17 protein-coding genes are annotated in these 13,423 nt (G+C 54.5%); 5 read left to right on the forward strand and 12 right to left on the reverse strand.

The genetic code is table 11. The features are described from left to right. The first annotated feature begins 41 nt into the window (after positions 1-41). Positions 42-596: a hypothetical protein gene (locus TGAM_RS09435; protein WP_148206301.1), complete on the forward strand. Its 555-nt coding sequence runs from the start codon at positions 42-44 to the stop codon at positions 594-596. On the opposite strand, the gene TGAM_RS09440 is transcribed toward TGAM_RS09435, so the two are convergent. The 3 genes from TGAM_RS09440 to gyaR are packed head-to-tail and all read right to left on the reverse strand — an operon-like array spanning position 580 to position 2,919. After that, positions 580-1,038 (reverse strand): 6-pyruvoyl trahydropterin synthase family protein, encoded by a 459-nt coding sequence (locus TGAM_RS09440; RefSeq protein WP_048811330.1) that lies wholly within the window; start codon positions 1,036-1,038, stop codon positions 580-582. The genes TGAM_RS09435 and TGAM_RS09440 overlap by 17 nt on opposite strands. A gap of 31 nt (positions 1,039-1,069) precedes the next feature. Beyond that, positions 1,070-1,909 (reverse strand): PfkB family carbohydrate kinase, encoded by an 840-nt coding sequence (locus TGAM_RS09445; RefSeq protein WP_015859477.1) that lies wholly within the window; start codon positions 1,907-1,909, stop codon positions 1,070-1,072. Positions 1,910-1,914: 5 nt separating this feature from the next. Then, positions 1,915-2,919 carry a glyoxylate reductase gene (gene gyaR / locus TGAM_RS09450; protein ID WP_015859478.1) on the reverse strand — a complete coding sequence of 335 codons (1,005 nt, stop codon included), beginning with the start codon at positions 2,917-2,919 and terminating at the stop codon, positions 1,915-1,917. Positions 2,920-2,978: 59 nt separating this feature from the next. Between gyaR and rlmD the strand changes: the two genes are divergently transcribed. Together rlmD and TGAM_RS09460 are read left to right on the forward strand one after the other, a co-directional pair. Continuing rightward, a complete protein-coding gene (gene rlmD, locus TGAM_RS09455; protein ID WP_015859479.1) occupies positions 2,979-4,244 on the forward strand; it encodes a 23S rRNA (uracil(1939)-C(5))-methyltransferase RlmD in 1,266 nt (421 codons plus the stop codon). A gap of 40 nt (positions 4,245-4,284) precedes the next feature. Beyond that, positions 4,285-5,073, forward strand: a complete 789-nt coding sequence (locus TGAM_RS09460) for a hypothetical protein (RefSeq protein WP_015859480.1) — start codon at positions 4,285-4,287, stop codon at positions 5,071-5,073. A 9-nt stretch (positions 5,074-5,082) separates the two neighbouring features. Here TGAM_RS09460 and TGAM_RS11180 read toward each other — a convergent pair whose 3' ends face one another. Together TGAM_RS11180 and infB are read right to left on the reverse strand one after the other, a co-directional pair. Beyond that, positions 5,083-5,268 carry a zinc ribbon domain-containing protein gene (locus TGAM_RS11180; RefSeq protein ID WP_148206302.1) on the reverse strand — a complete coding sequence of 62 codons (186 nt, stop codon included), beginning with the start codon at positions 5,266-5,268 and terminating at the stop codon, positions 5,083-5,085. Between the two features lie 39 nt (positions 5,269-5,307). Then, entirely contained in the window at positions 5,308-7,110 is a 1,803-nt protein-coding gene (infB, locus tag TGAM_RS09465; RefSeq protein ID WP_015859482.1) for a translation initiation factor IF-2, read from the reverse strand. A gap of 85 nt (positions 7,111-7,195) precedes the next feature. Between infB and TGAM_RS09470 the strand changes: the two genes are divergently transcribed. Continuing rightward, complete coding sequence (locus tag TGAM_RS09470) at positions 7,196-7,891, forward strand: hypothetical protein (protein ID WP_048811332.1); 696 nt, start codon at positions 7,196-7,198, stop codon at positions 7,889-7,891. Beyond that, positions 7,888-8,061, forward strand: coding sequence for a hypothetical protein (locus TGAM_RS11300; protein WP_169302031.1), 174 nt, complete (start codon positions 7,888-7,890; stop codon positions 8,059-8,061). The genes TGAM_RS09470 and TGAM_RS11300 overlap by 4 nt, the downstream gene beginning before the upstream one ends. A gap of 2 nt (positions 8,062-8,063) precedes the next feature. Here TGAM_RS11300 and ndk read toward each other — a convergent pair whose 3' ends face one another. The 7 genes from ndk to TGAM_RS09505 form a co-directional block, all read right to left on the reverse strand. Further along, the gene (gene ndk, locus TGAM_RS09475; RefSeq protein ID WP_048811333.1) at positions 8,064-8,588 is read right to left on the reverse strand and encodes a nucleoside-diphosphate kinase; all 525 of its coding nucleotides are present in this window, start codon (positions 8,586-8,588) and stop codon (positions 8,064-8,066) included. An 88-nt stretch (positions 8,589-8,676) separates the two neighbouring features. Then, a complete protein-coding gene (locus tag TGAM_RS09480) occupies positions 8,677-8,883 on the reverse strand; it encodes a 50S ribosomal protein L24e (protein WP_015859485.1) in 207 nt (68 codons plus the stop codon). A 2-nt stretch (positions 8,884-8,885) separates the two neighbouring features. After that, positions 8,886-9,098 (reverse strand): 30S ribosomal protein S28e, encoded by a 213-nt coding sequence (locus tag TGAM_RS09485; RefSeq protein WP_014122365.1) that lies wholly within the window; start codon positions 9,096-9,098, stop codon positions 8,886-8,888. A gap of 73 nt (positions 9,099-9,171) precedes the next feature. After that, a complete protein-coding gene (rpl7ae, locus tag TGAM_RS09490) occupies positions 9,172-9,543 on the reverse strand; it encodes a 50S ribosomal protein L7Ae (protein ID WP_014122364.1) in 372 nt (123 codons plus the stop codon). A 77-nt stretch (positions 9,544-9,620) separates the two neighbouring features. Beyond that, a complete protein-coding gene (gene truD, locus TGAM_RS09495; RefSeq protein WP_015859486.1) occupies positions 9,621-10,868 on the reverse strand; it encodes a tRNA pseudouridine(13) synthase TruD in 1,248 nt (415 codons plus the stop codon). 3 nt (positions 10,869-10,871) lie between these two features. Continuing rightward, complete coding sequence (gene pth2, locus TGAM_RS09500) at positions 10,872-11,228, reverse strand: peptidyl-tRNA hydrolase Pth2 (protein ID WP_048811334.1); 357 nt, start codon at positions 11,226-11,228, stop codon at positions 10,872-10,874. A 45-nt stretch (positions 11,229-11,273) separates the two neighbouring features. Continuing rightward, complete coding sequence (locus TGAM_RS09505) at positions 11,274-13,415, reverse strand: COG1361 family protein (protein ID WP_015859488.1); 2,142 nt, start codon at positions 13,413-13,415, stop codon at positions 11,274-11,276. Between the last annotated feature and the right edge of the window lie 8 nt (positions 13,416-13,423).

The raw sequence follows: 13,423 nt of genomic DNA on the forward strand, positions 1-13,423 counted from the left end.
CTAATAAGCCGTCCGACCCTTTAACCCTTTGGGTGTGGGAAGTGCAGGCGAAGAACGCTGTAATGGCAGTGCTTCCAGAACTTGTGGAGCTTGAGGACGTCGATTTCTCCAGGTATTCGAGCCAGTACCTAAGCCTGGCAGTTTCGTTCGCTGAAAGCGGCGGGAGAGGCCTGAGGGAGTTCGAGGAGTTTGTTGCAGCGAGGGGGCTGGGGAAAGCTGTCGTTGGAAACTTTCTGCTGTCGGTCTTTCAGTACCTGATGATCAGATACCGGCGGTACGGGGACAGAGATGTAATTAAACCCGCGATCAAGCTTTTCCTCACCCTTAAGGGCTGGCTCAACGAAAACGGTTTTGAAAACCAGTGGAAGCTGCTCCTTCACAACTTCGTGGGTTACATTGTGGACATGGCCAGAGTGATCTCAGAAGAGGAGGACTGTGAGCTCGCCCTCGCCTACCTTACGCTAATTAACCGGCTCGCAGAGGAGGCGGCGGGGACGTTTCCAGAGGGGTACTTCAAGGATCTGACCGAAAAAAGTAGTGAGATGCTGAAGAAAATCAGGGATCGCTGTTCCGGAAGGGTTAGCGTTCAAGGATGATCTCCGCATAACTCCTCGGATCCTCCCAGATCCGCACGAGGATCCGTTTTACGTTCTTTCCTGCTTTCTCAGCTATCCTCTCGGCGAACCACTCCGCTATGTACTCCGCGGTGACGTTAGGTTTGTTCAGGATCACTACCTCTCCCTCTGGCAGTTCGAGTCTCTTGCCGTTCTTCTCAACGATGACAACTCCTCCGTCCATCCCGACAACCCACGCCTCGCTCACCAGAATCCTGTGGTCAAGCTCCTTGACAAGATTGCTCAGGTGGTTGAAATCGAAGATCATACCGTTCTCGTTCAGCCCGCCCCAGATCTCAACGTCCACGTTGTATGTGTGACCGTGGATCCTGAGGCACTTGCTGTCATAGGGCAAAGCCAGAAAGTGTGAGCTGTCGAAGTCCTTGTGCCAGCCTATCTTTCTCTCACCGACCTTGAAGTCCATTCCCATCACCGGTTGAAGTTCTCCGGGACGGTTATAACCCTTGTGAGGGCAGTTTCTCCACGCTGACCTTCATGGCCATCTCCCCTATCTCCCCGTCTGTCGCATCGAAGTTCCTCCTCTCCAGGAACAGCGCGGTAAAGGCAATTGCCCTCTTTAGGGCCTGTACGAATGGACACCTCATGTGAAAGTAAGAGAAGGAGGCCAGGAAGACATCCCCCGCCCCTGTGGACTCAGGCACGTTCACCCTTACGGGCTTAAACCTGTACTTCTTCCCCATGAAGTACGCAATTCCCGGGTTTGGTCCATCGGAGAGCAGGAGAACCTCGACGTCCGAGGGGCTTAGTCCTTTGACGTACTCGAACTCGGTCAGGTCGGCATGAAGAACACGCACTCCCTTCAAAAACGCCCCATCGATCGGTTTCAGGCGCAGTGAACCCGGTGCAGGCTCGCGGATAAAACCCTGGACGTCGGCCGCGATGAAGCGCTTCCCGGCAAGCTCCGCGACCAGTTCAGGGGAAATCTCCCCGGCAACGGGGTTCAGGAGTACCAGATCAAAGTTTCCTACTTTCAACTCCCTGATGGGTTCTGCCCGTGAGAGCAGGGTCAGTACCCTTCTGTTACCATCGATGTAGCGGAGTTCGTAGGACGTGCTCTCAACCGATGGAAGGATCTCTATTGAGATTCCCCTTTCCCTGAGCTCGTCGAGCCACTCCTGCGGGAAGTCACTTCCAACGCTCGTTACGACTTTTACCCGACAGAACCGGGAGAGGGCCAGGGCCGAGTAGTACGCCCCGCCCCCCATCCTCGTCTCACTCCGACCTTTCCCCACTATTTTATCTATGACGAGGTGACCAACAACAAGACACTTCATAGCCCTCACCGGAAACCTGGCTTCTTGACCTTCACAACTTCCTTGTTCACGAGGGTCGGCGGGACTTCGCCGTTCTTGAAGGCTATCAGGTTCCTTGCAACGAGTTCGGCCATGCCCTCTCTGGCCCCAAAGGTCGCACTACCAATGTGTGGGGCCAGAATCACGTTCTTTAGGCTGAAGAGTTCCTCATTGTAGTAGGGCTCCTCCTCGAAGACGTCCAGGCCGGCCCCGGCAATCCAGCCCTCTTTTAGGGCCTTGATGAGCGCCTCTGTGTCCACGACCTTTCCGCGCGCTATGTTCACGAGTATAGCAGTGGGCTTCATGAGTTTAAGCTCCCGCTCGCCTATCATGTGGTAGGTTTCCTTCGTCAGCGGAACGGCTAAAACTACGAAATCACTCTCCTTGAGCAGTTCCTCCAGCGGTTTGAACTCGGCTTTTAGTTCTTCCTCGGCCTCCGGCTTCCTCGTGCGGGAGTAGTAGAGTATCCTCATCCCAAAGCCCTTAGCTCTTCTCGCCACCGCCTGTCCGATTCTGCCAAAGCCTATGATTCCGATGGTTTTCCCGTAGACGTCGTGGCCCAGGAACATGAGCGGGTGCCAGGCAATACCTTTCCTTTTCCACTCGCCGGAGCGCGTGAAGCTGTCGGCCTCTATTAACCTTCTTGCCGTCGCAAGCAAAAGCGTCCATGCGAAGTCTGCCGTCGCGTTGGTGAGGACATCCGGGGTGTTCGTCACGTAGATTCCCCTCCTCGTAGCTTCTTCGACGTCTACGTTGTCGTAGCCAACCGCATAGTTCGCGACGATTCTTAATCGTGGCGCGTTGTCGAAGACTTCACCATCAATCCTCTCGCTGAGCATCGTGACGAGGGCATCAACGTCGCGAACCTTCTCAAGAAGAACCTCCCTCGGGATTTCCCGCTCTTCTGGCCAGACCTCAACCTCAAAGTGCTCCCTCAGCATATCGATACCGTTCTCCGGGATAGCGCGCGTGATGAAGACCTTTGGCTTCACGTTTACCCCCTTCTAAGGATAGGCGCTGGCTATAAAAACCCTGACGGTGAGCCATAGCCATGCGCATGGAAGGGAGGATAAGCTCTCTCAGCGACGACGGTCTTGGTGTTCTTCACACCGGAAGCAAAACCCTTCACGTTCCCTTCGCTTACCCCGGCGACAGGATTATGGTTAAATCAATGAGAAGACGCTTCGGCAGACTAATCGCAAGGGACTTTGAGCTTCTGGAACCCTCTCCGCTGAGGGCCTTTCCAAGGTGCGGGCACTTCGGAAAATGTGGTGGCTGTCTCTGGCAGGGGCTGAAATACAAGGCCCAACTCAAACTGAAGGCGGAGCTCTTCGAGCGAATAACAGGGATAAGCGCGCAGATTAAGGGCTCGCCCAAAATCTGGGGCTTTCGCAACGTGAGCAACTTCATCGTGACCTCTAACGGCATTGGCCTCAAGGAGTACGGAAACCCCCTTGGCGTTGTGAACCTTTCCGAGTGCCCTGTCTTCTCGAAGCGAACTTCTGAGTATCTCAGCACCCTCCGGGACTTTCTGGCGGAAACTGGACTTAGGCCTTGGAGCCCAAAGCGGAAAACCGGCGACGTTCACTACCTCCAGATCAGGGAGGGCAAGTTCACTGGAGAGGTCATGGTGAACCTCATAACGCACGTTGAGCCCTCTAAAGAAACCAGCGAGGCCTTCGGGGACTACTTCTTCTTCGCGGACTCGCTTTACTGGAGCCTAAAGACCGACTGGCGGGACGACCCGCGCGGGGAACCCCTGCACGTTGCGGGGAGCCAGTTCATAAGGGAGCGGATTGAGGACGTGGTGTATCTCATACATCCCAACAGCTTCTTCCAGACCAACAGCTACGCCCTTGAGCTTCTCCTCAGGGCCGTTGAGAACTTCACCGACGGTGAGAGGGTTCTCGACCTCTACTCGGGCGTCGGCACATTCGGCGTTTACCTCGCCAAGAGGGGCTTTACCGTTGAGGGGGTCGAGGTTAACCCCTTCGCGGTTGAAATGGCCAATCGAAATACCGAGATAAACGGAGTAAACGCTCAATTCCGCGTTGGAAGGGCTGAGGAGACCCCGATAGGCGATTACGATACCGTGATAGTTGACCCGCCGAGGAAGGGCCTGAGGGAAACGGCTGAACTGCTGGTGAAGGGCGGGATTGAGAGGGTCGTTTACGTCTCCTGCAATCCAAAGGCGTTCAGGCTCGACTACAAGAACCACCTAAGAAAGGCATACAGGATCGAGGATGCAGTTCTGGTAGACATGTTTCCTCACACGCCTCACGTCGAGGCAGTCGTAGAACTCGTGAGGCGACGTTAGGTTTTTCAAATCCCACTCACTACTCACGCCGGTGAATTTCATGGCCTTTGGCAGAAAGAAGAAGTTAAAATTCATAGATGGAATTCATCACGAGAGCCACCTCGATACCATCTGCATCTCCCAGATGGTAGGATTAAATATTATTGAGGACGCCATCATCGGGAAGTATCCTGTTAAAAACGTCGAGTTCGAGAAGAAAAAGCTTCTCGGAAAGGAAAAGCTCTTCTATGAGGTCGTGGACGTTCCCCTTGCCCGGGGTCTGGGTATCAGAGTCGTAAAGCGCGACATGGAACCGGTCACAGCTTTTCCTGTTCTCGAAGGGGTAACGGTTGAGCTCAAGGTTGAAGAAGTCCTCGAGTGGAAGAAGTGGCCCGAAGCTAACGTCTCGGGGGCGGTTTTAAACGAATACTCTCCCGCGGTTACCTTCTATGCAACCGACTACATCGAAAGGAAGAAAGCCTATCTAAACTCGGAGAAGCTCAACGTTAAGCTGGCCTTCTTTGTGTACACGGGAACGGCGGAGGAACTCAAGAGGGAAACCACGAAACTGCCGGACGGTAAGGAGGTCGTCATTGACCTCAACGAGGCCGAGATACTCCTTCCGGCGACGGTGAACATTCAGGGTGCGTTCATAGACGACTATGTGATGACCGCCCATATCCTTGAGTTCGAAGAGGTTTCAACACCCTGCGGGGATGACTACGTAATGCTCCTCAGCAACGAGCCCCTCGGAAAGATTAAAGCGTTCGCGCTGAAGGGAAACCTGAAGGGAGAAATCGAGAAAGGCGCGAGCCTGAAGCTCGTCGGATGGCTTCAGGGCAGGCTTTGACTCTGCTTTTCAATCGAAGTCCCATATGGTCCTACCCTTGTAGAACAGCATCACGTAGCCGCAGTTTTTGCATATTACGATCTTAACCTTATGGGCCGTGAAGCCCCACTTGCTGTCGAGCTTTCCCTCCTCAACCTGGAAGTCAGTTCCACCACACAGGGGACACCTCAGCTGTCTCCGCTCCACAGGAATCACCACTCAAAATTGGAAGAAGAACATAAAAATTTAGTGGAATCAAACCGCTTTCCAGAACGGATCCTCTTTGGCCTTAACCCTCGCCGTCATCTTGAGGGCCCTCAGATCGCTCTCGTCGAGCTCGTTCTTGAGCTGTTTGAGAAGTATTATGACGTCGTTCTTGGTTAGGTCAACGTAAAGGGTCTCCCCCGGATGTATGTGCCTGCCTACTATGGCTCCTTCGATGGCAATCGCTACCGCATCTCCCTTCTTGGCCTCCTGAACGAACTCGTTCTTGTTCTTGATGGACTTGATGACGCCGACTTTCTCGCCAGTTTCCTTGATAAGGGTCACACCAGGCCGTATCCGGCCCTCGAGAACCTCGATACCGACGATTGCCGGTTTGCTTCTCCTGAAGACGTAGCGCTCGTCCGGGTAGAGCCTGATAACTCCAGGGAAGGTGACGTTCTTGAGTAGCTCGCGCTTTTTCTTCTCCTCTTCCGCCTTGACCCAGGCCTCGTAGTCCTCTATGAGCTTGTAGATGATGTTCCCGACGAAAATCGGCACTCCCTTGGCCTTCGCGACCTCTTCTGCATCTTCGTTGACCTTGACGTTGAAGCCGAGGACGACGCCGTACTTCGGCTCCTCCTCGCGGACGCTCAAAGCTTCCATGACGTCGGTCTTGCTGATGTTTCCAACGTCGGCCTTCCTTATCGGAATGCCCTTCTCCTGGAGCTCCTTGCTCAGGGCCTCAAGGCTTCCGAGGGTGTCGGCCTTGACGATGACGCCTATTTTACCAGTGCTTATGACGACGCTCTGTATCTGGTTGAGTATCTCCTGCTTGGCTTTTTCGATTTCCTCCTCGCTCCTCGCGGCTATTACCGGTGAACCGGCCAGGGCCTCTTCGAGACCAGGGGCGGCTATCTTCACACCCGCCGCCGCGGTAACCTCATCAACCTGGTCGAAGCGGAAGCGCGGGTCGCGAATCTCGTCGAGGGGCTTCGGCTTGAGCAGGGCGCGGATTTTGGTCACTATCGCCTTGTCCTTTCCGCCGACGACTATAGTGTCGTCCTTCCTCAGCGTTCCGTCGTAGATGATAACGTCTATCGTTGTTCCGAGACCCAGCTCCTCGCGAACCTCAAGGATTGTTCCGCGCGCCGACCCCTCGACCTCAATCTTGAGCTTCTGCTCGAGGTACTTCTGGCTGAGACCAGCAATGAGAACGAGAAGCTCCGGAATGCCTATGCCATATTTGGCCGAAATCGGAACTATCGCCAGTTCTCTGGTAAAGTCCTGAACGCGGTCGAAGCGGTTCGCCTGGAAGCCGAGCTCGTAGAACTTGCCGATGAGCTCCCAAAGCTTGGTTTCGAGCTCTTGAACGGCCCTCTGGTCCTGCTTCTTGATGTTTATCAAAAACGGCTCGTCCTCCTCGACCACCCAGCCCTTTATCCTGTCTATCTTGTTGGCGGCGACTATGAAGGGTGTTCTGTAACGCCTCAGTATCTCAATGCTCTCTATGGTCTGAGGCTGAAAGCCCTCGTTAATGTCCACAACGAGAACGGCCAGATCGGCTAAGCTACCTCCCCTCGCGCGCAAACTCGTAAACGCCTCGTGGCCGGGCGTGTCTATGAAGAGCAGGCCGGGGAGCTTTATCTCGCCCTTCCAGAGCTTTATGAGCGGTCCGGCGAGCTTCTTAACGACGTCAATCGGGACCTCCGTCGCTCCGATGTGCTGGGTTATTCCACCCGCTTCTTTGCCAGCGACGTTTGTTTTCCTTATCCGGTCGAGGAGCGTCGTTTTTCCGTGATCCACGTGCCCGAGAACCGCTATGATCGGCTGCCTAATCCTTTTGGTCATTTCCATCACCTGAGCATAACTCATGACTGGCCTTTTAAAGGGTTCGGGGCAAGGATTAAAAAGCCCCATAGTAACTCCAAACGGTGGTGGGATGATAGCGCTTGCACTCGGCCTGATTGTTGGCCTTGGGCTCGCGTTCCTGCTTGGAAAAGTGAAGGGCAGAAAATCAGAGGTGGCAACGACACTCGCGGTTCCGTTGATGGTATACGAAGTTGCAGAGGGCATTTACGGGGGCTGGAGCGGGAACGTTTTCATTGCAACTCCCCTTGGAGATTTCACGCCTAAAGAGATAATCGGGCTCGAAACTTTCTTGGCGCTTCTTGTGGTTCTCGTTTGCGTTCACTTCCGTGTGAGAGGGACCTTTGAGATAGACGGGTTCATAGGATTCTCAACGTTTTTCTGGGCAATGGTTGGATTTGGAATTGGTCTCTCCGCAAGCGGCTGGTCCCTGCTGGCCATTCCGGGACTTATTCTATGGGGAATCCTTATGTGGATCTCGCGAAGGAACTCTCTTGTAGGTCTAAGGGCTACGCCCTGTACGGACGGGCTGAGTGAACTGGTCAGTGAAAGTGACCTCAGATGCCTCACTGACGAGGAAAGCCTGGGAGTTTACAGAATCAACGGCTACCTTCTCGTGGGCGGGAAAATTGGAAACTTTCCCCAGTGGAGGGAGATTGTTAGGTGCATTGCGATGGCCCCAGAGCAGAGAACTGTCCAAGGGGTGATAATTGGGCTCATCTACCTCCTTCCCGTCCGGCAGGGATTATTCTGGGAGACAGTATCGTGACAGCACTGGCACTTCTGATTCTGGCGGTGTTAGACTACCTCACCGTGGCGTTTCTGAGCGTTAGGGTGTTTCAAAGGGCTCTTCCCGAGGACTGCAGGGAGGTGATGGACGAATACAAGAAGTTCATTAAGGAGAGCAAGAAAAGGGAAGGAAAACGGGTTATTGCCTGATATCACCTCTCAAGACAGTCCATAGCGTCGAGGTACTCCTTTTTGGCCCTCGCGTGTGTATGATAGAACCAGTCGGAAGCTTTGCAGTAGCTGTAGAGCTCCTCCGGCTTGAAGTAGAGGTTTATTTCCCTTTCGGCGCTCTCGGGGCTGTCTGAGGCATGGATGACGTTGTATATTGCATCCCCAACGTCGAGGCCGTAGTCCCCCCTGATGCTCCCGGGTTCGGCGTCCTTTGGGTCCGTCGCTCCGGCCATCTTCCTGACGACGCTTATGGCGTAGCGCCCTTCGACTACCATCACGACGCTCGGGGCCTTTGTGATGTAGTCTATCAGCGCCTCGAAGAAGGGCTTTCCCCTGTGCTCCTCGTAGTGCTTTTCAGCGAGCTCGCGGTCAATCCATATCATCTTCATTCCAACGATTTTAAGGCCCCTCTTCTCAAAACGGCTTATGATTTCGCCCATCAGCCCCCGGACAACGGCGTCAGGCTTCAGGATAACGAGGGTTCTTTCGACCTTGCTCTCGGCCATCGGCAACACCGCTTATAGAATGGGGTACGCGGTTAATAGGTTTTTTGGGTCGTAGCAGAAACGGTTGAAAGGATTAAAAAGAAAGAAATCACTTCCTCCTCTTGGCCCTCTGGAGTCTGGCCTCCTGGAAGGCCTTGGTCCACTTGAGCTTCCTCGGATTGCGCCCCATGAAGTAGAGCTTCTCGCACTTGCTGGAGCAGAAGAACAGGACTCTGCCGTCGTTCCTGACGAACATCTTGCCCGTTCCCGGCTCGAACTCCCTTCCGCAGTAGGAGCAGACGTTCCAGCGGGCCATTTTCAGCGCCTCCTCCTGATCTCTCTCGCCTCACGCTCAGTCTCCCTGAGGATGACTATATCGCCAACGCGAACTGGCCCTTTAACGTTCCTCCTGATGACACGACCCTTGTCGCGTCCCTCGAGTATCCTAACCTTGACCTGAGTAACGCCGCCGGTGACACCGGTCCTTGCAACGATCTCGATGACCTCAGCCGGGTATCCTTCGTCGCTCATACCTCACACCCCTTTAAAACTCAAGCTCGCGAGATGAACTTAAACCTTTCGTGATTAAGGAAGGAAAAGGAGCTCACTTCATGAGCTCCTTGACCTTCATAGCAATGTCCTCAACGAGCTCGCGGGCCTTGCCGGGCTCTATTATTGCCACGCTCGCAGCGGCGACCTCAAGCCCGGCGGCCGCACCGAGCTCCTTCTTGCTCGGAACGTAGATGTACGGGATCTCCTTCTCCTCACAGAGCGGCGGAAGGTGGGCAACTATCTCCTCGGGGTCAACGTCCTCGGCAATTATAACGAGCTTGGCCTGGCCCCTCTCGACGGCCTTGGTGGTCTCGTTGGTGCCCTTCCTTATCCTTCCGGTGTCGCGAGCGATCTCAACGGCCTCAAGGGCCTTCTCGGCAAGCTCCTGGGGAACCTCAAACTTTACGTAGCTCGGCTTCGCCATCTTTCATCCCTCCGAAACCTCATCGTTCATCCGGTTTGTCAAGGTAGAAAGACGGATTGCGTTTTTAAACCTTTCCTTCAGTGATCTTTCATTATCTCGCGCAGGACGCTCGTCGCGTAAACCCCCTTCGGAAGAAAGAAGCGGAAGCACATCCCAGTCTCTGGAAGGTAGCCGTATGTTAGACCGATCGGCCTTATCAGGAGTTCCCGTCTTCTTCCAGGCTCGGCCATTGGCTTTGGCAGTTTTTTAAAGGCGTCAAGAGTTATTCCCTCCCCCTCAAGGATTTCTTCCTCAAGTTCACCCGGGATTCCCTTGGCCCTTCTCATCGCGAAACCGAAGAGCGGGCCCGAAACCATTGCTTCGCCTCTCTTCACCTTCTCACGGACGAAGTTAAGGTTGGTCTCGGTAACTCGGTAGGTCCTATCTCGGTAGGGGATCCCCCCTTTAACCTGGACGACTATATCTCCGACGAGCGGTTCATTGAGTGGAAGCTCTTCGATTCTCCTCGATAGGTAGAGGTTGAAGAGGTAGCTCTGGTAGGCATGGATGAAGATGCGCATTATCGGGAGCGGGAGCGACAGGAAGGCCTTTTTCCAGCTTCCGGTCTTCTTGTATGTGTAGAGCAGGGTTCTCTCGTAGCGGAGAAAGCGCGGGAACTCCTCCAAAGCCCTATCCACGTCTTCAGTCTCCCAGAAGTTCCTCCTTGCCTCATCGCCCTCCATGCTCCCGTCGGCGTAGCCGAGGAAGAGCCTCGCCGCCTCATCGAACTCCCCCTGGAGGAGGAGCTTTCCAATCAGGTGGTTCACGACCCTCCTCTCGCCGAAGCGCTGGTAGCCGAAGTAGTTGGGAAAGCCACCCTTCTCGCGGAGTTCCCGAATTATTTCTTTAGTCCTATCAAAGGCACTCCCCTCAACGTCCCGAATGATTATCCTAAAGCGGTTGCCAAGCAGATGGCCGAGCTTTATGAACCGGCCGTAAGAGACGAACCTCAGCTCGACGTCCCGGATTTGAATGGATTCGACCTTCTCCTTAGCCCCGGCTGGCACGCTTATGTACTGGTAAGTTACGGCGTGCCTGTCCTTTGTCCCCGCGAAGCCTATATCACGGTGGCTTATCCCGGCACGCTTGGCAATCTCCTTTATCACTGCCATAGTGTCCCAGTTGCGCTTTTTGAGGAGAAAAATCGCGTGCTTCCTCCCCTCGAAGATTTGAGGAAGGGGATCCTCAATCACCACGAAGTCCTCGGGAAGGATCTTGATTTTACCCCCTATCCCGGGCTTCTCGCTCAGATGGCGAAACTGGGAGAAGAACTCGCGGTAGTCCATAACTCACACCAGCTTCAGATGGCCTGTGACCTTGTCTACGAGCTCCTCAGGACCGGGCCCTATGGCCAAAACGGTGACGGTTCCGGGCGGAATCTCCGTTAGTCCAGCATCCCTTATGAGTGCAGTAGGGAGCCCGAGCCTTTCAGCCTTTTCTTTAAGCTGGAACAGCTCCTCAAGGTTTTCCGCTTTAACAACTACCTTCTTCTGTCCCTCGTTGAACCAAGCCTTGAACCACTCGGGCTTCTCCTTCTGGGCTTTGTATGCCGCTGTAACCGCTCCGTGAGCCACCTGAACCGCGAACTTGCCCTTGCTGAGCTTTAAGTCCTTCCGTGAGACTATAACCTGCTTGTACCTGAACATGGGCATCACCAAAAGGGCTTGAGGAGAATTTAAAAAATTAAAGGGTCACTCCTCAGGGGGTTTCCTCTCCGAGGGCAGGCTCTCCCGAACGAGCTCCAGGCGTAGCTCCCTGAGGAGCACCTCCAGCTCGTCCCTCTTCCATTTTTTCGGGAGCCCTCCGGGCCTGCTCTTTCTCTTCCTGAGTAGGAACCTCCTGAAGGTCTGCACTTCACGATAGTAACCGTAGGCGAGGTACCCGAGGATCAGAGCGAGGATCAGAAAAACTACCGTCGCGAGCTTCCAGTAGTTTGTTTCATGGGGCAGGTAGGGCTTTATGACGTTTGAAAGTTCTTCCGCAAGGGCCCTGGCGTTTGTGGAGTTCTTGAGGGTCTGGTTGACGAACTTTGGAAGCTCGTTCTCATTCGGGTAGACGTGGATGACCCGCTCCTTAACGATAACCTTCGGCGGGACGGTATCGATGACGAGAACCGTGCCGAGGTCGAGCTCGTGCTCGCCTCCGAGCGGATCACGGTACGTTAGGGACGCCCTTATCGGGAAGCGACCCGTTTCAAGGGCCCTAATCTGAACGGCCTTCTCGATGTTTCTCCCTGCACTCAGGTTCCCCAGCCCTATCAAAGCCGGTCCGACGACTCCACGCGGATAGCTTATGTGAAGCTCAGCGTCCGTGATGTACTCAAACCTGGCGTCGGTTCCCATAGCACTGACGTTGATGAGGAGAAGAACCGGGCTCATGTTCTCCGCGTGAACGTAGTTGCCCCATTTTCCTCCGAAAGTCGAGTTTGAGCCGAGTATCGTGACCTGTAGGTCTGGAACACCATAAACTTTGACGTGTATGTCCGGAGTGGATTTAACCTGAACCTTGTTCCCGTTCTCGTCGTAGTAGGTTGCGACGACTCCTGAGATCGTGAACTCCCCCGGACTCGTGGGTCTGAGGACGTAAACGATCGCCGGAATCTTTGAGTATGGCTCCAAGTCGCCGATGGACCAGCCAGTTTCTTTACCGACGAGTTCAAACCCGTTCGGTACGGGGGCCGCTATCGCGAGGTTTCTGGCCTCTCCGGATCCGTTGTTCGCAACGTTTATATAAACGGCCACTTCTCCTCCAACCATCAGCTCCGTTGGAACCGCGCTTATTGAAACTGAAACGTTGGCCGGTTCTGGGGGTTTATGAACGGTCGAACCTGGAGGGGCGAAGACCCCCAGCAGTACTCTGCCGTGCTCGGGATCCGCACGGTAGGCGCTTAACATGAGCGGAACGCCTTCTACCTCAACAGGACCCGAACCGATGGGAAGGTTCACCCTCTTCGACACAACGCTTCCGTTGATGGCTGTGAAGTTCACCAAAGCCAGAAAGCTTGAAGTCGTGGGTATATTCACCCCCCCGCTCAGGCTGAAGGTAGTTAACCTCACTATGGCGGTACCGAGGGGAGTTTCCACCTTGACCGGTCTGCTTATGAGTACGTAGCCTTTGTAGGCTTCAACAAAGATCCTCGGCTCGGTCTCTATGGGTTTTGATCCGTTGCCCGCAGGTATCTGCTGGAGGGTCAGGTTCTCTGCGTCAAGTTTTGGAAGGTAAACGTTAAGCCAAGCGACGTCCCTTGAAGCGCTCTGAAGCTCGACCCTGAGATAATCGGTGTACATCAGTCCGGGAGCCAGCCGGTAGTCAAAGCCCTTCGATTCGCCTACCGTCAGGTTGAAGACCTCGAAGTCCATCAGGGGGGGCAGTTTGACCCCAACTGTGGCCCCGTTCTGCCACGAGGCGAAAAGGTGTATCATCACGTTCTTGTTTATTACTACGGTCTCGTTCGGAACCATCTGAAGGTTTTCCCTGACCCGGACGAGGGGAGATGTGACGGAGATGACTATGAGGCCGTTCTCCCTGTCTATCGAGTTGAGCGCCACCGCGAAGACCTCAGAGTCCCGGGATGGAAAGTAGCCGACCTCCCCCTCCCGGAGGAACAGGAGCTGAACACCGGCCGGATATGACACCCTGATCGTGACGAGGCTCCAGTTCGTGCTGACGTCGTAGAACTGAATCGTATAGTTCGCTATTCTAACGCTGTCTCCCAGCCCGAGGACTATCGGTGAGATCTCGGCACTCCAGCTTCTCTCAGCGTGCACCTGCGGTGCGTAAACGGGCAACAGGAGAAAAATCAGCAGGATTGGAAGGACTCTCTTTAAACCCATTTCGCTCC

Source organism: Thermococcus gammatolerans EJ3 (assembly GCF_000022365.1).
Taxonomy (GTDB): domain Archaea; phylum Methanobacteriota_B; class Thermococci; order Thermococcales; family Thermococcaceae; genus Thermococcus; species Thermococcus gammatolerans.